Raw genomic sequence first — 19,329 nt, 5'->3', positions numbered from 1 at the left:
CGCGGTGCGGGTCGGCGCGTGACGGGGAGCGGCGCCCCGTGAACCTGTCCCGCCCCTTCATCCTGCGCCCGGTCGCGACGACGCTGCTCAGCATCGGCGTGCTGCTCGCCGGGCTGTTCGCCTTCCTGCGCCTGCCGGTGGCGCCGCTGCCGCAGGTCGATTTCCCGACCATCCTGGTCCAGGCGCAGATGGCCGGCGCCAGCCCGGAGACCATGGCGGCGACCGTCGCGGCCCCCCTGGAGCGCCGCCTCGGCCAGATCGCCGACGTCGACCAGATGACCTCGACGAGCTCGACCGGGCAGACCCGGATCGTGCTCCAGTTCTCCCTCGACCGCGACATCAACGGGGCCGCCCGCGACGTCCAGGCGGCGATCAACGCGGCCCGGGCCGACCTGCCGACGGCGCTCCGCCAGAACCCGACCTACCGCAAGTTCAACCCCGCCGACGCGCCGATCCTGATCGTCGGCCTCACCTCGAAGACCCTGAACCCGTCCAGCCTCTACGACAGCGCCGCCACGGTGGTGCAGCAGAAGCTGTCCCAGCTCGAGGGAATCGGCAATGTCGACGCGAGCGGCTCCTCGCTGCCCGCGGTGCGGGTGGAACTCGAGCCGGGCGCGCTCTTCCACTACGGGATCGGGCTCGAGGGCATCCGGGCCGCGATCGCGAGCGCCAACGCCAACTCGCCGAAGGGCGCGATCGAGACCGTCACCCGCCGCTACCAGCTCTACGCCAACGACCAGGGCCGGGTCGCGGCCGATTACCAGGACATCGTCGTCGCCTACCGCAACGGCGCGGCCGTGCGCCTGCGCGACGTGGGCGAGGTCGTCGACGGGGTCGAGGACCGGCGCAACCTCGGCCTCGTCAACGGCCGGCCCGGCGTGCTGCTCATCGTCTACAAGCAGCCGGGCGGCAACGTCGTCGAGACGGTCGACCGGCTCAAGGCGGCGCTGCCGCAGATCAAGGCGGCGCTGCCGGGCGACATCGACCTCGTCGTCACCGGGGACCGCAGCCTCACCATCCGGGCCTCCCTGCGCGAGGCCGAGCGCACCCTGATGATCTCGGTCGGGCTCGTGATCCTGGTGGTGTTCGTGTTCCTGCGCTCCGCCCGCGCGACCCTGATCCCGGCCGTCGCCGTGCCGGTCTCCCTCGTCGGCACCTTCGCGGCGATGTACCTGTGCAACTACAGCCTCGACAACATCTCGCTGATGGCGCTGATCATCGCGGCCGGCTTCGTGGTCGACGACGCCATCGTGGTGCTGGAGAACATCCAGCGCCACATCGAGGAGGGCAGGCCGCGGCTGGAGGCGGCCCTGCTCGGCGCCCGGGAGGTCGGCTTCACGGTCCTGTCGATGAGCCTGTCGCTCGTCGCGGTCTTCATGCCGATCCTGCTGATGGGCGGGCTGATCGGCCGCTTCTTCCAGGAATTCGCCGTGGTCCTGTCCCTGGCGATCCTGATCTCCCTCGTCCTGTCGCTCACCACGACGCCGATGATGTGCGCCCGGCTCCTGCGCCCGGAGCCGCACGGGCGGCGCCCGAACCTCCTGGCGCGGGGGCTGGAGGCCGGGTTCGACTGGGTCTTGCGCGGCTACGGGCGCAGCCTCGGCTTCGCCCTGCGCCACGGCGCCCTCGTCATGCTGGTCATGGTCGGGGCGATCGCGCTCAATGTCTGGCTGTTCGTGATCGTGCCGAAGGGCTTCTTCCCGCAGCAGGATGCGGGCCAGATGATCGGCGGCATCCAGGCCGACCAGCGCATCTCCTTCCAGGCGATGAGCGCCAAGCTCAAGCAGGCGACCGACATCGTGCAGGCCGATCCGGCGGTGGAGAGCGTCGTCGGCTTCACCGGCGGGCGCGGCACCAACTCGGCCAACGTCTTCGTCGGGCTGAAGCCCCTCGGCACCCGCGACCCGATCGCCCAGGTCATGGGGCGCCTGCGCCCCAAGCTCGCCGCCATCCCGGGCGCCCGGCTCTACCTGTTCCCGCGCCAGGACTTCATGGTCGGCGGCCGGCAATCCTTCTCGCAGTTCCAGTACACCCTGCAGGGCGATGCCGGCGAGGAGCTCTACGCCTGGGCCCCGAAGCTGGTCGAATTGCTGCAGAAGGACCCGATCTTCACGGACGTCACCTCCGACCAGCAGCAGGGCGGGCTGGAGAGCCGGCTCGTCGTCGACCGGGCGACCGCCTACCGCTACGGCCTGACGCCCGACCTGATCGACAACACCCTCTACGACGCGTTCGGCCAGCGCCAGGTCTCGACCATCTACAACGCGCTCAACCAGTACCGGGTGGTGATGGAGATCGCGCCCCGCTACCTCGGCAACCCGGAGACGCTGAAGCAGATCTACGTCTCGACCTCGGGCGCGCGGGCGCGGGGCTCGGCCTCGACCAACGCCGTGGCCGGCACCGTGCAGAGCGCCCAGATCGCCGCGGGCGACGCGAGCGCCGCCGCCGCCGCGGTCGCGACCGACTCGGCCCGCAACGCCGCCACCAACGCCATCGCGGGCAAGGCCGGCGCCTCCTCGGCCGCCGCCGTGAGCAGCGCCAAGGAGACGATGGTGCCGCTCTCGGCCTTCTCGCGCTTCGAGAGCGGCACCGCCCCGGTCCAGGTCAGCCACCAGGGCCTGTTCGTGGCGACCACGCTCTCGTTCAACCTCGCGCCGGGCAGGACGCTCGGCGACGCGACGGCGGCGATCGAGGCGCACATGCGCGCGCTGCGCATGCCGGCGACCATCCACGGCGAGTTCGCGGGCGCGGCCAAGAGCTTCCAGGCCTCCTCGTCGCGCCAGCCGCTGCTGATCCTGGCGGCCCTGCTCACCGTCTACGCGGTGCTCGGCATCCTCTACGAGAGCTTCGTCCACCCGATCACCATCCTGTCGACCCTGCCCTCGGCCGGGATCGGGGCGATTCTCGCCCTGATGCTGACGGGGGAGGAGTTCGGGGTGATCGCCCTGATCGCGATCTTCCTGCTGATCGGCATCGTCAAGAAGAACGCCATCATGATGATCGACTTCGCCCTCGACGCGCAGCGCTCCCGCGGCGTCGATCCGCGCGAGGCGATCACCCAGGCCTGCCTCTTGCGCTTCCGTCCGATCCTGATGACAACGCTCGCGGCGCTGCTCGGCGCGCTGCCGTTGATCCTCGACGGCGGCGAGGGCTCCGAACTGCGCCGTCCGCTCGGCATCGCCATCGTGGGCGGCCTCATCGTGAGCCAGGTCCTGACCCTCTACACGACCCCCGTCGTCTACCTCGTCCTCGACCGGCTGCGGCTGCGCGTGACGCGCCGCCCCTCCGGCCCGACGCCGCTGCCCGCGCCCGCCGAATGAGCGCCCTGCCCGCACGAATCGGGGCGGCGATCCTGCCGCCGCTGCTGCTCGGCGGCTGCCTCGTCGGGCCCGACTACGCGCGCCCGTCGGTCGAGACGCCGCTCGCCTACAAGGAGGGCGGGGCGCCCGCCACCGCCATGCCGGGCCGCCACTGGCGCCCGGCCCGGCCCCGCGACGAGGCGGATCGCGGCGATTGGTGGCGCGTCTACCGCGACCCGGCCCTCGACCGGATGATCCGCCTCATCGACGTCGACAACCAGTCGCTCCGCAACGCGGTCGCCGCCTACCGGCAGGCCCGGGCGCTGGTCCAGGAGGCGCGGGCGCAGCTCTTCCCCACGGTGCTCGGCGCACCCGGCATCAGCCGGTCGCGCAGCGCCGGGATCGAGCGCACGACCCTGACGCTGCAGGGCTCGGCGAGCTGGGAGCTCGACCTGTTCGGGCGCGTGCGGCGCCAGATCGAGAGCGACGTCGCCGCCGCCCAGGCGAGCGCCGCCGACATCGCCGCGGTGCGCCTCGCCACCCAGGCGGAACTCGCCAGCACCTATTTCCAGCTGCGCTACCAGGAATCGCTGCAGCGGCTCCTCGACCAGACGGTGCAGGCCTACCAGCGCTCGCTCGCCATCGCCGAGAACCAGTACGCCGCCGGAGTGGCGGCCCGCTCCGACGTGATCACCGCCCAGACGCAGCTCCAGACCACCCAGGCCCAGGCCATCGCGGTGGGGTTGCAGCGGGCGATCTTCGAGCACGCCATCGCGACGCTGATCGGCAGGCCGCCCTCCGAGGTGTCGCTGGCGCGGGCTCGCCTCGCCGCGGCGCCGCCGAGCGTGCCGGTGAGCCTGCCCTCCGACCTCCTGGAGCGGCGCCCGGACGTCGCCGCGGCCGAGCGCGCGGTGCAGAGGCAGAGCGAGCAGATCGGCGTCGCCGTGGCGGCCTTCTACCCGACCGTCACGCTCTCGGCCAATGGCGGCATCGCGGGGGACCCGGCCCGCAACTTCTTCTCGGCCGCCAACACCTTCTGGTCGGTGGCGGCGAACGGCTCGCAGGTGCTGTTCGACGGCGGCGCCCGCGGCGCCGCCCTGCAGGCGGCCCGGGCCGCCTACGACGCCAACGTCGCGACCTACCGGCAGACCGTGCTCACCGCCTTCCAGGAGGTCGAGAACGGCCTGTCCGGCCAGCGCATCCTGGCCCGCCAGGCCGCCGCCCAGAACGTCGCCGTGGAGAGTTCCCGCCGGGCGGTCGAGATCGCCCTCAACGAGTACCGGGCCGGCACCCAGAACTACACGACGGTGGTGACCGCGCAGGCCCTGGCGCTCAGCAACGAGGTCACGGCGCTGCAGATCCTGCTCAACCGTTTCACCAACTCGGTCTCGCTGATCCGGGCGCTCGGCGGCGGCTGGGACATCCGGGCGCTCCCGAGCGGCGACGAGCTGAAGGGCTTCCGCACGCTGCCGATCGATACCGGGCAGGCGCTGCGCCCCGACGAGTAGCGCTTCCTCATCCCGGCCATCAGGGCCGATGACCGTCGCCGTCACTCGACCAGCCGCACGTCCCGGTCGACCTTGTTCGTGGTCGTGCAGGTCACGGAGTAGACGAAATCCTGGTAGTTGAAATCGCCGCCATCCTCCCAGTACTGCGTCGAGCCGCCGGGGTCGTAGCATTTGCCCTGGATCCTGATCCACTGGGACGAATTCGAACTGTCTGAGTAGTAGACGGACGGGTTGACGTGCAGGCCGCGATAGCTCGGGTCCTTGTAGACGACCATCTTGAAGCCGTACGTCTTGTAGTTGCTGACCGGCTGAGTGAAGGTCTGTGGAGGCGGCGGATTGTAGGATTTTGTGGCGGTTCCCCCGGCAGGATAGTTGTAATCATATTGCAGGACTAGGCTCTCGCTGAGGAGATTGCCGTTGCCGTCGCGCGTGAAGAAGTAGATGTCCTTGTCGAATGCGCCCTGCGCGGACAGAACCTTGAAGGTGATGGTGGAGATCTTGAGGGTCGTGGTTCCCTTCGCGGTGGACCTGAACGAGAGGTCGAGCGACCGCACTCCGATGATCGAGACGACGGTGGTCCTCATCGTGGCGGTCGCCTCGGCGGTGACAGTCCCGTCGGGATTCTGGGTGAAGGTCAGGCGCGTGATCGTCAGCGGGTCGCTTCCGGGCGCGGCGCCGTCGAGCGCGTAGGCGAAGCTGGCGCTGGTCTTGAAGGCTTGGCGGCCGAAATCCGCGTCGAAGCTGGTGTTGCCGACCACCGCCATGACCGCGCCGTCGAGGGCGGCCTGGACCTTGCCGCGGTAGGCCAGGGCCCTCTGCAGATCGATGCCGCACCCGACCGCCAGCAGCACGGCCGGCATCATCCCGGCGAACATGATCCCGATCGTGCCTCGCGCATCGCTGCGCCAGCCGGGCACGGCGCGCCGGACACGCGCGGGGGACACCTCGATCATGCCGAATTCCTCACGTCAGACGCAGAGTTCGTGGTCGCACACGGCCTCGATGCGCCCCGAGAATGAGATTAAAAGCTTGATCGATCCTTGATGGGCTGTCAGAGTCTCCGCCTTATCGGGAGTCTGATGCCGTCCTCATCGGCGAGTACAAGCAGAATGACCGTGGATAAAGCGGGCGTGCGTCGGCGGTCGAACCGAAGTCTAAGAGACTATATCGTAGACTCTGCGTCATCGATCGGCCGTTCGGATGGTCGACGCGATCACGGAGGGACGGCGCGGCGGCCGCGGGCGCGACGGGATCGCAGCGGGCCTCAATCGGGGAGGCGTGCCCAGCGATCGGATCGCGTCCGCCCGCGCGCAGCGGCCGACGAGGGGCCGTGCGTTCCCGTCGGGCCGGGCGTGCGATGCCGTTGTCCGGCGATCCGTTCGGCCCCTTGGTGGCACCCACCCCTCCCTCGTGCCGAGAGGGCGTGAGGACCATTACCGTGCGGCCTCACGATCCTGGGCTTCGCTCAGGCGCCGGCGGGCTCGTGATCCGATGGGTCCCTTGCGGATGGCGGATGTGGGCTCCGGGCAAGGGCCGCGCGGGCGCGTGATCCGGGATCCGCTTCGATCGACCGGATCCCGGATCAGCCCTCGTCCAGTTCCAGCACCGCGAGGTCGTCGTGGTGGAGCAGGAGCACGTCGGTCGCCGCGGCGAGCTTGCGGGCGGCCGGGGTGAAGCCCGCATTCGAGACCACCGCCGCCCAGTCGGCGCTCCAGTAGCTGCGCGCCGCCACCACCTCCTGCACGGCGGCGTTGCCGACCGGCTTCGTGTAGCGCTTGCACTGCAGGACGAGGCGCACGCCGCGCTGCTCGGCGATCACGTCGGCGCCCTGGTCGCCCGAGGCGCGCGTCGCGCGCGCGGCCCAACCGGCGCGCTCCAGCAGCGCGGCGCAGTAGCGCTCGTAGGCGATCCCGTCGTCGGGCAGCTCCTCCTCGGGCCCGGCCGGCGCCAGCGAGGCCGCCTCCACGATCGCCACGAGGTCGGCGCGGCGCTCGGGGATCAGGTCGGCGTAGCCCTCCGCCTCCAGCCGCGGCACCAGGGTGCGGGCGATGTAGTAGGCGCGCTCGCGCTCCCACCCGTCGAGGATCAGGTTGTCGTAGGCGTCGAGGTAGCTCTCCTGGCGGCGGCGGAGGGCGAGCACCTCCCGGTGCCGGGCGACGAGGGCGCGCGCGCGTCGCCGGAAGCGGCGCCCGCGGCCGAGGCGGCGGACCAGGATGACCGCGAGCGCGAGGCCGCCCGCCGCCAGCGCCGCCCGCCCGATCCACAGGCTCGCGAGGGTGCCGGCCACCACGGGCCAGAAGGCGAGATCGGCGATGCTGCGCGGCGCGGCCATGCGGGCTCCTCGGGCGGGAATCTGGCCGGGCGGGGCTGCGGGCGCCCTAAACCGGCGCGGATCCGGGCGGCCATCCACAGGCGTCTTTCGCCCGGGACCGATCAGCGCAAGGGCGGTGGGCTCCCTTGCGCGGCTTCCGGCCATTTCCGATGCTCGCCGCTCCGGCCCCGCGACTCCGCGCCCGGCCGAGGGAGCCCCCGATGCGGCGATCGAGCCTCGCCTGTCTCGCCCTGCTCCTGTGCTGCGCCGTCGGGCGCAGCGCGGAGGCGCCGGTCGAGGTCGACGTCGCCCTCGTCCTCGCCGTCGACGTCTCGCTCTCGATGACGGCGGAGGAGCAGCTGGTCCAGCGCAGCGGCTACGTGGAGGCCTTCCGCTCGGCGGTGGTGCAGAGGGCGGTCGGCCTCGGCCAGATCGGGCGCATCGCGGTGACCTACGTGGAATGGGCCGGCGTCGGCAACCAGCGCGTCGTGGTGCCCTGGACGCTGATCGGCTCGCCCGAGGAGGCCGCCTCCTTCGCCGAGCGCCTCGCCCAGAGCCCGCCGCGCCGCTCGACCTGGACCTCGATCGCCAGCGCCATCGACTTCTCGGTCGGGCTGTTGTCGCATGGCGGCTTCGCGCCGCTGCGGCGGGTGATCGACGTGTCGGGCGACGGGCCCAACAACCAGGGGCGGCCCGTGACCCGCGCCCGCGACGACGCGGTCGACAGGGGCATCACCATCAACGGCCTGCCGCTGATGATCCGCGAGCCGTCCGGCCCCTGGGACATCAAGGACCTCGACCTCTACTACCGCGACTGCGTGATCGGCGGCCCGGGCAGCTTCATGATCCCGGTGCGGGAGCGCGAGCAATTCGCCGAGGCGATCCGCGTGAAGATCGTGCGCGAGGTCGCCGAGCGGGGCGCCGCCGCGCCCCTCCGGCGGACCCAGGCCGCCTCGCCGACGAACTGCCTCGTCGGCGATCGGCCGAGCCCTGACTGGGATTAACGTCTTAGCTGGGCCGCGGCGGCGGAGCGGGTCAGGCGCCGTCGCGCCGGCCGCCCCCCGTGCGCCGCCGCTGCTGGCCGAGACCCATGGTCTTCGCCAGTTCGGACCGCGCCGCCGCATAGTTCGGCGCCACCATCGGATAATCCGGAGCAAGGTTCCACCGCGCCCGGTACTCCTCCGGCGTCAGACCATATCGGCTGCGCAGATGGCGCTTCAGTGACTTGAACTTCTTCCCATCCTCGAGACAGATGAGATAGTCCGGGGTGATCGACTTCTTGATCGGCACGGCCGGGGTCAGAGGTTCGGGCTTTTCTTCTGCCGGATCCTTGCCGAGACGCCCGAGCGTCTCGTGAACCGAGGCGATCAGCGCCGGCAAATCCGCCATTGGCACCGAGTTCTTGCTCACGAACGCCGACACAATGTCGGCGGCCAATTCGATGTAGTCCGTCGACGCCTCACTCTCACTCATCCTGCCGATCCCCTGTACCGGATGCAACGCGCTCAGACACAGACGTTCCCCACATAACGTGCGCTTGCGTCAGGGATGGTCTGTCTCTTCCAGATCAACCGACTATTGCGTCCGCCGCGTTCACGCAAGAGGGTACTAGAACGACTCCCATAGTATTCCCAGCTTAGGCTGCGCGCGCGCATCAGCGTGGCCATGTCGCAACGTATGTAAGTCGCCCGATTCTGTCGTCGCCACCTCAGCTGAGCCGATCTAGCCAAGGTCGGGCGTCATCGGCGGAAGGGCGGACCATTTTAGGATGGCCGCGCTCCGCGCCGCGGTCCCTCCGTGCCATTGTGCGGGATCGCCGCGGCCGGCGGGCGAGCGATCGCGGCATGTGTGGAAAAAAACCTATACACCGGTCCCGACGAACCAGAATGTAGTCTTTCACATAAGTTATTGCGGTCGGCCCGGAACTTCCAGTCGCCGCGGCGTCGCGCCCGGATCCGGCCACGACGCGCCGGCCCGGCGTCGTCCGGCGCGGCGCCGAGCACAGGGGTTGAACTTGGGGCGGGGGCCGGTCGCGGGCGCACCGCGCCCCGCGGGCGCGCCGAAGCTTGGCCTCATCTTCGGCGCGCCGGGCGCCGGCGGCCGGGCCGTGCTCCGCGCCGCTGCCGCGCGGCCGCCGTGAATCAGCGGGCGGCCCGCATCCGTCCCGCCGCGCCGGATCCCGCGGCGGCCGCCTCGGGGAGCGCGTCGCGGGCGAGGGAGGCCACGGCCAGGGTCTGGTCCCGCCCGCGCAGGGTGTGCCGCCCGAGCGGCGTCGCGCGCACGCCCGGCGGCAGGTGGGGCAGCAGGTCGAGGAGATCGGCCGAGATCAGGACGGGCGCGTCCAGGGTGCGGCAAAGGGTCTCGATCCGCGCGGTCACGTTCACGGCGTCACCGAAATACGCGATCTTGTGCCGGTCGACCCCGACCTCGGCGGTGACCACCGAGCCGCCGTGCAGGGCGGCGCGCACCTCCGGCACGACGCCGAACCGCTCGCGCCACGCGGCCGAGTCCCGCGTCAGCGCTTCCCGAATCGCGAACACGCAGGCCACGCAGCGCGCATCCTGCAGGCCGCGGGCCATCGGCCAGGTGATCATCGCCATGTCGCCGATGAAGTCGTCCGTCGAGCCCTGGTAGCGGCGGACGGGTTCGGCGACGGCCGCGAAGACGGCCGACAGGTACGCCTGCGCCTTCAGGTCGCCGCGGGTCTCCGCGTAGGCGGTGGACCCGACCACGTCGACGAACAGGAAGATGCGCTCCTCCTCGACCGGCCGGTGGTAGCGCCCGATCATCAGGTTGACGAAGACCTCGGCGCCGATCAGGTCGCGCATGCGGACCACGAAGACGAGCAGGGCCGACACCGCGAGGGCGTAGACGAGGGCGCGGGGTGAGGGGATGACGGCGTCGACGAAGCGGTCGCGGCTGAGCCCCGTGCCCCACACGAGCAGGCCGCCGAGCCCGTGCCCGAGAGCGATCATCCCCACATAGGCCAGTTCGGCGAGGGGCACGTAGAGGAGGGTGGGCAGCTGCCGGCAGCGGGCCTGGAGGCGCGGCACCAGCAGGCCGCGCTCCAGGAGGAGGCCGCACACGCCGATGCAGAAGCCGTAGACCGCGGCGACGACCGGGATGCCGTTGCTGAAGAGCGCGTCGTACACGAGCCCCGCGCCGGTGCTGAGCGCCAGCATGGCGACCCAGAACCAGACGTGGTGCGGGATCAGGCCGGGGGAGGCCTGGGACGGACGGCGTCGAGCCGTCGCGGCCGGGGTGTCGAGCGGAGCGGCGCGGGTCACCCGTGGGGTCTCCCTGAGACGGGGCGTGCGCCCATCCCCTGCCAGCGGATTGGGGCTGTTTTCGGAAGGTCACCCCCTCCGGGCCCCGCCCGCTCTGGAACCGTTGAGCCTAAGGCGACGTTTGAGCGGTCGAACAACCTTGACCCAGGAGCATCCCATGCGCATCCGCAGCCTCTGCCTCGCGCTCGCCACCGCCCTCGCGGCGGGCCCGGCCCTCGCCGAGGACGTCACGATCATCCGCCGCGACCCGCCCCCGGTCGAGCGCTCGACCGTGATCGAGAAGCGCTCGGTCGAGAGCACCGGGTCGGTCGGCGGCTGCGAGACCAAGACCGTCCGCAAGGAGAACGAGTTCGGAGACTCGAAGACGGTGCGCAGCGAGCGCTGCGACTGAGGCGGACGGGGCGCCGGGCTCACGCCCGCGCCCACTCTCCCGAGCGGGGCGCCGGCTTACTTCAGGAGCCGCGCGAGCGCCTTGCCGGCCGGGGTGGCGAGTTCCTTGGCGTCGAGCGTGCCGTCAGTGTCCGGGTCCGCCGCCTTGAAGCGCGCCTCGACCAGGGCGAGGTACTCGTCCTTCGTGAGGGTGCCGTCATTGTCCGGGTCCGCCGCCTTCAGCTCCTTGCGGCTCAGCCGGCCCTTCAGCTCCTTGGCGTCGACCGTGCCGTCATTGTCCTTCTCGGCCGCCTCGAAGACCTTGGTGGCGGCCGCCTTGGCTTCGGTCAGGTCGATCGTGCCGTCCGAATCCGTGTCGACCGCCGTGATCGTGCGGTTTCCCGCCTTCGGCTTGGCCTCGGCCGCCCCGCAGGCCAGCAGCGGCGATACGGCCAGCAGACCCGCGAGCAGCACGGTCCGGTACGAAGACATCCTCATCGTCGCCTCTCTCGTCCCATCGGGCGGGTGACCGCGCTTCCCCGGCGTCGGATCGGGCTCCGCCCGACGTCACAAATAGGTCCGCCGCGCTGCGGTGCAACCGGTCTTCCGTCACGGCGAGGGCCGCTCCGCCAGCACCTTGTCGACCCGGCGGCCATCCATGTCGACCACCTCGAAGCGCCAGCCCTCGCGCTCGAACGTGTCGCCGGCGGTCGGGATGCGGCCGAGTTCGGAGATCACGTAGCCGGCGAGGGTCGAGTACTCGTCGGTGTCGGGAGCTTGGCTGAAACCGAGGCGCTCGAAGGCCTCCACGGCCGGCATCATCCCGTCGATCAGGAGCGAGCCGTCCTGGCGCTCGACCACCATCGGCTCCTCGTCCTCGGCGTCCGGAATGTCGCCCGCGATCGCCTCCAGCAGGTCGGTCTGCGTCACGATCCCTTCGAGATTGCCGTACTCGTCGACGACGATCGCCATCCGGACCGGCTTGGCCTTGAAGGTCTCCAGCACCCGCAGGATCGGCATCGCCTCGTGGACGACGATCGGCTCGCGGACCAGCCCGGCAATGTCCGGCTCGGCGCCGTCCAGGATCTGGTTGAGGATGTCCTGCTTGCGCAGCACGCCGACGATCTCGTGGATCTCGCCGCGGCTCGCCACCAGGGCCTCGTGGCGGCACGCGCGGACCGAGTCGAGGATCGCCTCCCGCGGCTCCTCGACATCGACCCAATCGACCTCGTGCCGCGGGGTCATGATGTCCCTGATGCGGCGCTCGCCGATCCCGAAGATCCTCGCCACCGCCTCCTGCTGCGCCTCCTGGATCAGCCCGGCCTCCTGGCTCGCCGCCACCAGCAGGGTCAGTTCGGCGGGCGAGTGCAGCGAATCCTCGCCCGTGCCCGGCTGCAGGCCGCACAGGCGCAGCACGCCGTTGCCGAGCCCGTTCAGGAAGGCGATGGCCGGCCGGAACAGGATCAGGAACAGGCGCAGGGGGCGCACCACCACCAGGGCGGTGCGCTCGCTGCGCTGGAGGGCGAGGCTCTTGGGCGCCAGTTCGCCGAGCACGATGTGGAGGGCCGTGATCACCACGAAGGCGATCGCGACCGCGATCGCGTGGGCGCTCGCGATGCCGAGGGGGGAGGGCAGCCACGCCAGCAGCGGCTCGATCAGGTGGGCCAGGGCCGGCTCGCCGACCCAGCCGAGGGCGAGCGACGAGATGGTGATGCCGAGTTGCGTCGCCGCGAGATGCGCGTCGAGGTGATCGGTCGCGCGCTGCAGGGCGGCGGCATTGGCCCTCCGCTCCGCCACGAGTTCCTGAACCCGGCTGCGCCGCACCGCCACCAGGGCGAATTCGGCCGCGACGAAGAACCCGTTCGCGAAGACGAGGAACACGACGGCGAACAGGCCGAGGCCGGTTCCCCAAGCGCTGTCGGAAAAAATCACCGCCTCCCGTGGCGTGGCGCAACGACACCTCGGCAGGTGGTCGCAGGCCCCGTCATACCGTGACTGCACCCACCGGGCTACGGCCCGCGGGACGGCGGGCTCACAGCACGACCTGGTCGTTGAAGGTCTCGGGCCGGAACGGCAGCTTGAACGCGACCGCGATGCCGCCGTCGAGGTGGCGCACCACCGTGGCGAAGCGCTTGCCGACCGTGACGGTGGCGCCCACGGCCGGGCGGGCCGCCATCGCCACGGCGGCGCCCGACATCGAGAGGTCGATCAGGGTGCCGGGCAGGAGCGCGCCGTCCGGCAGCTTCACCTCAACGGCCTTGGTCACCGGCACGATGCGCGCGTCGCTGCGCTGGTCGATGCGGCCGTTCGCCCGCGCCGCCAGCCAGTCGAGCCGGGCCGCGATCCGGGCGCGGCGCTCGGGCGACACCTCGATCGCGACGACGAAGCCGGTGGGCGTCAGGGACCGGATCACGCCCGTGATCGCCCCGATCGTGTCGAGGTAGATGGTGACCGGATCGCCGAGGAGCCCCGGCACGGCGGCGAGCAGGTCGGCCTCCGCCGGCGAGAGGCTCCGCGTCTCGCAGGCATGCTCGTCGCCGTTCGGCAGAAGGTAGCGGCCCGCGATCCGCAGGAGCACGGGCGCCGGTCCGGCCCGGCGGGAATCCGGTGAGCTGACCCGTTCTGACGTCTGCACCATGACACCCCGCCCGGTCCGAAGCGCCTCCCCGGACATCGACCCGCCGGCCGCCACGCCGGCAGCACCGGCCGGTCGCGGCCCGCCCCGACTCCGCGCGGTCACTCTGCCCGCCCGACGTTGCGAATTGGTTGTTGCGATCGCCGACTCGCGAGGCGGGCGCGCCGCCGACCGCTCTCCGTCCATGCCCCAAGGGCGAACTCTCTCCCGGGATCCGCCCGCGCGCCCCTGCGGCGGTCGCGGCGGCGGCCCCGGCGATCCGGCCCGCATAAAGGATGTTCATCTTTGCCATGTTTCTTGCAGGACGCTGGGGAACGTGGAGAGAACCGGACGATGCTCGACGTGGCGACATTGCTGGCCGTCGCGACGTGCCTCTGTTTCATCGTCGGCCTGCTGTTCCTCCTGTCCTGGCGCCAAGCGCCCCGGACCCGGGCGCTCGCGATCTGGGGCGTCGGGCATCTGCTCGCGGCGGTTGCATCGATCCTCCTCGCGGGGCAGGGCACGCTGCCCGACCTGGTCTCCATCGGCCTCGCGAACGCGCTGATGCTGGGCGCCTTCGGCCTGATGTGGAGCGGCGCGCGCAGCTTCGAGGGGCGCCGAACGCCCCTCGCCGCCCTGGCGGCCGCCCCCGCTCTCTGGTGCGCGGCCTGCGCGGTCCCGGCTTTCCTGGCGAGTTCCTCGGGGCGGGTGATGCTCGTCGCGGCCCTCGCGGCGGTGCCGTGCGGCCTCACCGCGCGCGAGATCTGGCGCGGGCGCGGGGAGCCGCTCGTCTCCCGCCTCCCGGCGGCCGCCCTGACGGCGAGCGAGGCGCTCCTCTTCGTGGTCCGGATCCCGCTCACCGCCCTGCGGCCGCCGAGCGAGCCCTATCCCCTCACGCTCCCGGGGATGGGCGCCCTGGTCCTGCTGGGCCTGCTCTACACGGTGGCGCTCGCCTTCCTGTTCCTGGCCCTGGCCAAGGAGCGGCTCGAATGGCAGCAGCGGCTCAGCGCGCTCACCGATCCGCTCACCGGGGCGCTCAACCGGCGCGGCCTGGAGCAGGCCGCCGCCTGCGTGCTGGCGGGCGGGCCGGCGACGCTCCTCCTCCTCGATCTCGATCACTTCAAGCGCGTGAACGACACCTAGGGGCACGGGGTCGGGGACGAGGTGCTCGTCGCCTGCGCTGCCGCGATGCCGGGGTGTCTCCCGCCGCGGGCGGTGATCGGGCGCCTGGGCGGCGAGGAATTCGCCTGCCTGCTGCCGGACGGGGAGGGGGCGGGGGAGATCGCCGAAGCGATCCGGCGGGCCGTGGCGGCGCTGCGCCTGGAGCGCGCGCCGGACCTGCACGTGACGGCGAGCATCGGCGCCGCGCGGGGCGGTTCGGAGCTTCAATGCCTGATCGCCAGGGCCGATCGGGCGCTCTACCGCGCAAAGCGCGGCGGTCGCAACCGCGTTGCCTGGGATCCCGACCGCGTCGGGCCGCCTCCCGATCTCGACCTCGCGTCGTGATCCGACATCCGACGGGTTGCGTCGCCATGCGGAGTTCGGCTTCGCTGAAGCGCCGCGCGGGCGAGGGAGCCTGGCCGGCGCGCCTGCGGCCGGGGCCGATGCACCGCGGCATCGTTGCCGCGAAAACCACTGGCCCGCGCCCCGGATCGCTCGGAAATGCGGCCGGAGCCGTTGTCTCGGCGGCGGGATTGTATTGTTGATATCCTGCACGCAAGGATACTCGCCTGCCGATGGTGCTCGATGCCGCGACGCTGATGCTCGTGACGATGTTCGTCACGCTGATCGTCGGCCTGCTGTTCCTGCTGTCGTGGCGGCAGGCGCGGCAGACCCGGGCCCTGGCGATCTGGGGCTTCGCGCATCTCCTCGGGGCCGCGGGCTCGGCGCTGATCTCCGGGCGCGGCCTGATCCCGGACGCGCTGTCGGTCGGGCTCGCCAACGCCATCATGCTGGGCGCCTACGCGCTGATCTGGAGCGGCGCCCGCAGCTTCGAAGGGCGCGGGACCTCCCCGGCCGCGCTCCTCGCCGCGCCGCTCCTCTGGCTGGCCGCCTGCGCGGTACCTGATTTCTACGCCTCGATGACCGCGCGGATCGTCGGCGCCTCCGGCGCCGCCGCCCTGCTCTGCGGCCTGACCGCGTGGGAGATCTGGCGAGGGCGGGACGAGCCGCTGGTCTCGCGCGCGCCCGCCGCCGCGGTGGTGGGGAGCGAGGCGCTGCTCTACGCCGTGCGCATCCCGGCCACCCTGACCTTCCCGGTCCCCGCCGGGAACCCGCTGGTCAGCCCCTGGGTGGCGGTGCTCTGCTTCGCGGCCCTGCTCTACACGGTGGCGATCGCCTTCCTGTTCATGGCGCTGGCCAAGGAGCGGCTCGAATGGGAGCAGCGGCTGAGCGCCCTCTCCGACCCGCTCACCGGCGTTTGCAACCGCCGCGGCCTGGAGGTGCGGGCCGCCTCCCTCCTGGCGAGCGGGCGGGCGACGCTGCTGCTGTTCGACCTCGACCACTTCAAGCGCGTGAACGACACCTACGGGCACGCGATCGGCGACGCGGTGCTGGTCGGCTTCTGCGCCGCCGCCCAGGCGCTGCTGCCGCCCCAGGCGGTGCTGGCGCGGCTCGGCGGCGAGGAATTCGCCTGCCTGCTCCCCGCCGACGCCGCGGCCGGCCCGATCGCCGAGACGATCCGGCGGGCGGTCGCGGCGCTGCGGCCGGATTGCGAGCCGGGCCTGCGCATCACGGTGAGCGTCGGCGCTGCCCGGGGCGGCACCAGCCTGGAGCGGCTGCTCGCGCGGGCGGACGCGGCGCTCTACGAGGCCAAGCGCCTCGGCCGCGACCGCGTGGTCTGGGCCGCGGGCGCCCGGCGGGGAGACCGCGCGCTCAGCGCGGCCTCGTGAGCTCGGCGAGGGCCGCCTCCTCCTCCGGCGACAGGAAGGCCGGCCGCGCGGGCCGGCGGCGCCGGGCGCGCAGCCACAGGCCGAGCCCGCCGAGGGCGAGCACCGCCGGGGGCGTGAGCCAGAGCACGGCCGTGTGCCACGCCAGGACGGGCCGCAGCAGCACGAATTCCCCGTAGCGCCGCACGACGTAGTCGACCACGGCCTGATCGTCGTCGCCCTGGCGCAGGCGCTCGCGCACGATCAGCCGCAGGTCGCGGGCGAGCGGCGCGTCGGAATCGTCGATCGACTGGTTCTGGCAGACGAGGCAGCGCAGGCCCGCCGAGATGTCGCGCGCCCGCGCCTCGAGCTGCGGGTCGGCCATCACCTCGTTCGGCTGCACCGCCCGGGCGGCGGGGGCGAGGGCGAGGAGCAGCAGGAGGGCGACGGGGAGGAGACGCGGCATCGGCCTACTCCGCCGGAACCGGCGCGGACTCGGCGGGCACCCGGCGCTGGGCAGGGGCGCCGATCCGGAAGCGCCGGTCGGTGAGGGAGAGCCCGCCGCCGAGCGCCATCACCACGGCGCCGAGCCAGATCAGCAGCACCAGCGGCTTGTAGTAGAGGCGGATGCCGAGCGCGCCGTCCGCCTGGCTCTCGCCGACGCTCGCGTAGACCTGGCTCACCCCGATCGTCAGCAGGCTCGCCTCGCTCACCGCCATGTTGCGGGCGCCGAAGAAGCGCTTGCCGGGGTCCAGCGTGCCGACGAGCGCGCCGTCCGGTCCCCGGATCGCGAGCTGGGCCACGGTCTCGGTGTAGTTCGGCCCGGTGCGCGGCACGATCCCGCTCAGGGTCGCCGTGTAGGGGCCGGCCGTGAGCTGACCGCCCCGCGGCACCGTGGCGAGCGCCTCGACGCTCCAGGCCTGGGCGGCGATGCCGATCACCGTGAGGCCGACGCCCGCATGCGCCATCGCGGTGCCCCAGGCCGAGCGCGGCAGGCCGGCGGCGCGGCGCAGCGACAGGCCGAGGGAGCGCCCCTTGGCGCGGGTCGCGATCTCCATGGCGGCGCCGACCACCAGGTAGGCGCCGAGACCGATGCCGAGCGGCGCCGCCGCGGGCCCGCCGCGCCGCAGGGCGATCATCCCGAGCGTCGCCGCGATCCCGGCACCGACGCCGATCAGCAGGCGCTGCGCCGCCGCCCCGAGGTCGCCCCGCTTCCAGGCCAGGGTCTGCCCGAAGGGGACGAGCAGGAGGAGGGGCACCGCGAGCGGCAGGAAGGTGAGGTTGAAGAACGGCGCCCCCACGGAGATCTTCTCGCCGGTCAGGGATTCGAGGACCAGCGGGTAGAGGGTGCCGACCAGCACCGTGGCGCAGGCCGCCGACAGGAAGAGGTTGTTGAGGACGAGCGCCCCCTCGCGGGAGATCGGCGCGAAGATCCCGCCCTGGCGCAGCAGCGGCGCCCGCCACGCGAACAGCGCCAGCGAGCCGCCGATGAACAGGACCAGGATGGCGAGGATGAAGGTGCCGCGCGCCGGGTCGGTCGCGAAGGTGTGGACCGAGGTGAGCACGCCCGAGCGCACCAGGAACGTGCCGAGCAGCGAGAGCGAGAAGGTCAGGATGGCGAGCAGCACCGTCCAGACCTTGAGCGCGTCGCGCTTCTCCATCACGACGGTGGAGTGGATCAGCGCGGTCCCGGCGAGCCAGGGCATCAGCGAGGCGTTCTCGACCGGGTCCCAGAACCACCAGCCGCCCCAGCCGAGCTCGTAATAGGCCCAGTACGAGCCCATCGCGATGCCGACCGTGAGGAAGCACCATGCCAGGAGCGTCCAGGGCCGCACCGCCCGGGCCCAGACCGCGTCGATGCGCCCCTCGAGGAGCGCCGCGATCGCGAAGGCGAAGGTGATCGAGAACCCGACATAGCCGAGGTAGAGGAGCGGCGGGTGGATCGCGAGGCCCGGATCCTGGAGGATCGGGTTGAGGTCGCGTCCCTCGGCCGGGGCGGGGTCGAGCCGCGCGAAGGGGTTCGACGTCGTCAGGATGAAGAGCAGGAACACGAAGGTGACCGTGGCCTGCACGCCCAGCGTGTTGGCCCGCAGGGCCGCCGGAACCGAATCGCGCGCGAGCGCCACGATCGCCCCGAACAGCGCCAGGATCAGCACCCAGAGGAGCATCGAGCCCTCGTGGTTCCCCCAGACGCCGGAGATCTTGTAGACGAGCGGCTTGAGCGAGTGGGAATTCTCGAACACGTTGAGGACCGAGAAGTCCGAGCGCACATGCGCCAGCGTGAGGGCGGCGAACGCGAAGGCGATGCAGGCGAAGGTCGCGAGCGCGGCCGGAACGGCGACGCTGCGCAGGATTGGGTCGCGGGCGCGGGCGGCCCAGGCCGGCATCACCGCCTGGGCGAGCGAGAGGGCGAGCGCGAGCGCCAGCGCGTAGTGACCAGCCTCGATCAGCAAGGGCCTCGCCTCATTCGTATCCCGGGCCGCATCCCGGCCCCCGCCGCCTTGTAGTCCGCTTGCGCGCGCCCGCCGCCACGATGTTTCGCCGCACGGACAACCCGCCGCCATCCGCCCGGGCGGCGCTCAGGGCGCGCGCGCCTCGCCGCTCGCCGTGCGCGGCGGAGCCGGCGCCGGATGGCCGGCGCCCTCCTGCCAGCGGCCCGACTTCTTGAGCGCGTCCGCGACCTCGCGCGGCATGTAGGTCTCGTCGTGCTTGGCCAGCACCGTGTCGGCGCGGAACACGCCGCCCGGCTCCATCGCCCCCTCCGCCACCACGCCCTGACCCTCGCGGAACAGGTCCGGCAGCAGGCCCCGGTAGCGCACCGGCAGGCGGGCGGCGTTGTCGGTGACCGCGAAGGTGACCTGGCCGTCGGGCCCGCGCACGACCGAGCCCGCCTCGACGAGGCCGCCGAGGCGGAAGCGCACGCCCGGCGCCACGGCCTCGCGGGCGATCTCGCTCGGGGAGCGGAAGAACACGATGGTGCCGCTCATCGCCCAGAGCACCAGCCCCAGCGCCACCGCGAGCACCGCCCCGCAAGTGCCGATGAAGACGAGCCGACGCTGCTTGCGGGTCACGGG

The 19,329-nt window shown here is 72.1% G+C and carries 16 protein-coding genes and 1 pseudogene; 7 read left to right on the top strand and 10 right to left on the bottom strand.

Annotated features, from left to right (window positions below):
- Positions 1 to 38: 38 nt before the first annotated feature.
- A complete protein-coding gene (locus tag MET2598_RS0103015; protein ID WP_012334148.1) occupies positions 39 to 3,320 on the top strand; it encodes an efflux RND transporter permease subunit in 3,282 nt (1,093 codons plus the stop codon).
- On the top strand, positions 3,317 to 4,807 hold the full coding sequence (locus MET2598_RS0103010; RefSeq protein WP_012334149.1) for an efflux transporter outer membrane subunit: 1,491 nt from the start codon (positions 3,317 to 3,319) through the stop codon (positions 4,805 to 4,807). Before MET2598_RS0103015 ends, MET2598_RS0103010 begins: the two co-directional genes overlap by 4 nt.
- Positions 4,808 to 4,848: 41 nt before the next feature.
- Here MET2598_RS0103010 and MET2598_RS0103005 read toward each other — a convergent pair whose 3' ends face one another.
- Together MET2598_RS0103005 and MET2598_RS0103000 are read right to left on the bottom strand one after the other, a co-directional pair.
- Positions 4,849 to 5,760 carry a TadE/TadG family type IV pilus assembly protein gene (locus MET2598_RS0103005; RefSeq protein ID WP_018259830.1) on the bottom strand — a complete coding sequence of 304 codons (912 nt, stop codon included), beginning with the start codon at positions 5,758 to 5,760 and terminating at the stop codon, positions 4,849 to 4,851.
- A gap of 629 nt (positions 5,761 to 6,389) precedes the next feature.
- Positions 6,390 to 7,139, bottom strand: coding sequence for a restriction endonuclease (locus MET2598_RS0103000; RefSeq protein ID WP_012334151.1), 750 nt, complete (start codon positions 7,137 to 7,139; stop codon positions 6,390 to 6,392).
- Between the two features lie 200 nt (positions 7,140 to 7,339).
- Between MET2598_RS0103000 and MET2598_RS0102995 the strand changes: the two genes are divergently transcribed.
- A complete protein-coding gene (locus MET2598_RS0102995; RefSeq protein WP_012334152.1) occupies positions 7,340 to 8,122 on the top strand; it encodes a DUF1194 domain-containing protein in 783 nt (260 codons plus the stop codon).
- A gap of 31 nt (positions 8,123 to 8,153) precedes the next feature.
- Here the strand turns inward: MET2598_RS0102995 and MET2598_RS0102990 are convergent, their stop codons facing one another.
- Positions 8,154 to 8,591, bottom strand: coding sequence for a MucR family transcriptional regulator (locus tag MET2598_RS0102990; RefSeq protein ID WP_012334153.1), 438 nt, complete (start codon positions 8,589 to 8,591; stop codon positions 8,154 to 8,156).
- Positions 8,592 to 9,259: 668 nt separating this feature from the next.
- Positions 9,260 to 10,333: an adenylate/guanylate cyclase domain-containing protein gene (locus MET2598_RS0102985; protein WP_026190476.1), complete on the bottom strand. Its 1,074-nt coding sequence runs from the start codon at positions 10,331 to 10,333 to the stop codon at positions 9,260 to 9,262.
- A gap of 229 nt (positions 10,334 to 10,562) precedes the next feature.
- On the opposite strand from MET2598_RS0102985, the gene MET2598_RS0102980 reads away from it, so the two are divergent.
- Entirely contained in the window at positions 10,563 to 10,796 is a 234-nt protein-coding gene (locus MET2598_RS0102980) for a hypothetical protein (protein ID WP_012334155.1), read from the top strand.
- Positions 10,797 to 10,852: 56 nt separating this feature from the next.
- Here the strand turns inward: MET2598_RS0102980 and MET2598_RS0102975 are convergent, their stop codons facing one another.
- The 3 genes from MET2598_RS0102975 to MET2598_RS0102965 all read right to left on the bottom strand — a co-directional run bounded on the left by MET2598_RS0102975 (position 10,853) and on the right by MET2598_RS0102965 (position 13,352).
- Positions 10,853 to 11,272 carry an EF-hand domain-containing protein gene (locus tag MET2598_RS0102975; RefSeq protein ID WP_026190475.1) on the bottom strand — a complete coding sequence of 140 codons (420 nt, stop codon included), beginning with the start codon at positions 11,270 to 11,272 and terminating at the stop codon, positions 10,853 to 10,855.
- Positions 11,273 to 11,383: 111 nt separating this feature from the next.
- Entirely contained in the window at positions 11,384 to 12,706 is a 1,323-nt protein-coding gene (locus MET2598_RS0102970) for a hemolysin family protein (protein ID WP_012334157.1), read from the bottom strand.
- 100 nt (positions 12,707 to 12,806) lie between these two features.
- Positions 12,807 to 13,352 (bottom strand): PilZ domain-containing protein, encoded by a 546-nt coding sequence (locus tag MET2598_RS0102965; protein WP_018259828.1) that lies wholly within the window; start codon positions 13,350 to 13,352, stop codon positions 12,807 to 12,809.
- Positions 13,353 to 13,742: 390 nt separating this feature from the next.
- Between MET2598_RS0102965 and MET2598_RS35865 the strand changes: the two genes are divergently transcribed.
- The 3 genes and pseudogenes from MET2598_RS35865 to MET2598_RS0102955 all read left to right on the top strand — a co-directional run bounded on the left by MET2598_RS35865 (position 13,743) and on the right by MET2598_RS0102955 (position 16,279).
- Positions 13,743 to 14,531: a diguanylate cyclase gene (locus MET2598_RS35865; RefSeq protein WP_018259827.1), complete on the top strand. Its 789-nt coding sequence runs from the start codon at positions 13,743 to 13,745 to the stop codon at positions 14,529 to 14,531.
- A gap of 12 nt (positions 14,532 to 14,543) precedes the next feature.
- Positions 14,544 to 14,894: pseudogene (locus tag MET2598_RS42580) on the top strand (GGDEF domain-containing protein); the annotation flags it as partial.
- A gap of 230 nt (positions 14,895 to 15,124) precedes the next feature.
- A complete protein-coding gene (locus MET2598_RS0102955; RefSeq protein WP_012334160.1) occupies positions 15,125 to 16,279 on the top strand; it encodes a GGDEF domain-containing protein in 1,155 nt (384 codons plus the stop codon).
- On the opposite strand, the gene MET2598_RS0102950 is transcribed toward MET2598_RS0102955, so the two are convergent.
- The 3 genes from MET2598_RS0102950 to ccmE form a co-directional block, all read right to left on the bottom strand.
- The gene (locus MET2598_RS0102950) at positions 16,263 to 16,721 is read right to left on the bottom strand and encodes a cytochrome c-type biogenesis protein (RefSeq protein WP_018259825.1); all 459 of its coding nucleotides are present in this window, start codon (positions 16,719 to 16,721) and stop codon (positions 16,263 to 16,265) included. The genes MET2598_RS0102955 and MET2598_RS0102950 overlap by 17 nt on opposite strands.
- A gap of 4 nt (positions 16,722 to 16,725) precedes the next feature.
- Positions 16,726 to 18,708 carry a heme lyase CcmF/NrfE family subunit gene (locus MET2598_RS0102945; protein ID WP_012334162.1) on the bottom strand — a complete coding sequence of 661 codons (1,983 nt, stop codon included), beginning with the start codon at positions 18,706 to 18,708 and terminating at the stop codon, positions 16,726 to 16,728.
- 126 nt (positions 18,709 to 18,834) lie between these two features.
- Positions 18,835 to 19,326, bottom strand: coding sequence for a cytochrome c maturation protein CcmE (gene ccmE / locus MET2598_RS0102940; protein WP_018259824.1), 492 nt, complete (start codon positions 19,324 to 19,326; stop codon positions 18,835 to 18,837).
- Positions 19,327 to 19,329: the final 3 nt, after the last annotated feature.

The organism is Methylobacterium sp. WSM2598, from assembly GCF_000379105.1.
GTDB lineage: Bacteria > Pseudomonadota > Alphaproteobacteria > Rhizobiales > Beijerinckiaceae > Methylobacterium.
This window is presented reverse-complemented; position numbering and strand designations above follow the sequence as displayed.

What these genes read in the sequence shown, in the direction of transcription:
- MET2598_RS0103010 (WP_012334149.1), top strand. Translation starts at nt 3,317, where the DNA reads ATGAGCGCCCTGCCCGCACGAATCGGGGCGGCGATCCTGCCGCCGCTG.
- MET2598_RS0103005 (WP_018259830.1), bottom strand. Translation starts at nt 5,760, where the DNA reads ATGATCGAGGTGTCCCCCGCGCGTGTCCGGCGCGCCGTGCCCGGCTGG.
- MET2598_RS0103000 (WP_012334151.1), bottom strand. Translation starts at nt 7,139, where the DNA reads ATGGCCGCGCCGCGCAGCATCGCCGATCTCGCCTTCTGGCCCGTGGTG.
- MET2598_RS0102995 (WP_012334152.1), top strand. Translation starts at nt 7,340, where the DNA reads ATGCGGCGATCGAGCCTCGCCTGTCTCGCCCTGCTCCTGTGCTGCGCC.
- MET2598_RS0102990 (WP_012334153.1), bottom strand. Translation starts at nt 8,591, where the DNA reads ATGAGTGAGAGTGAGGCGTCGACGGACTACATCGAATTGGCCGCCGAC.
- MET2598_RS0102980 (WP_012334155.1), top strand. Translation starts at nt 10,563, where the DNA reads ATGCGCATCCGCAGCCTCTGCCTCGCGCTCGCCACCGCCCTCGCGGCG.
- MET2598_RS0102975 (WP_026190475.1), bottom strand. Translation starts at nt 11,272, where the DNA reads ATGAGGATGTCTTCGTACCGGACCGTGCTGCTCGCGGGTCTGCTGGCC.
- MET2598_RS35865 (WP_018259827.1), top strand. Translation starts at nt 13,743, where the DNA reads ATGCTCGACGTGGCGACATTGCTGGCCGTCGCGACGTGCCTCTGTTTC.
- MET2598_RS0102955 (WP_012334160.1), top strand. Translation starts at nt 15,125, where the DNA reads ATGGTGCTCGATGCCGCGACGCTGATGCTCGTGACGATGTTCGTCACG.
- MET2598_RS0102950 (WP_018259825.1), bottom strand. Translation starts at nt 16,721, where the DNA reads ATGCCGCGTCTCCTCCCCGTCGCCCTCCTGCTGCTCCTCGCCCTCGCC.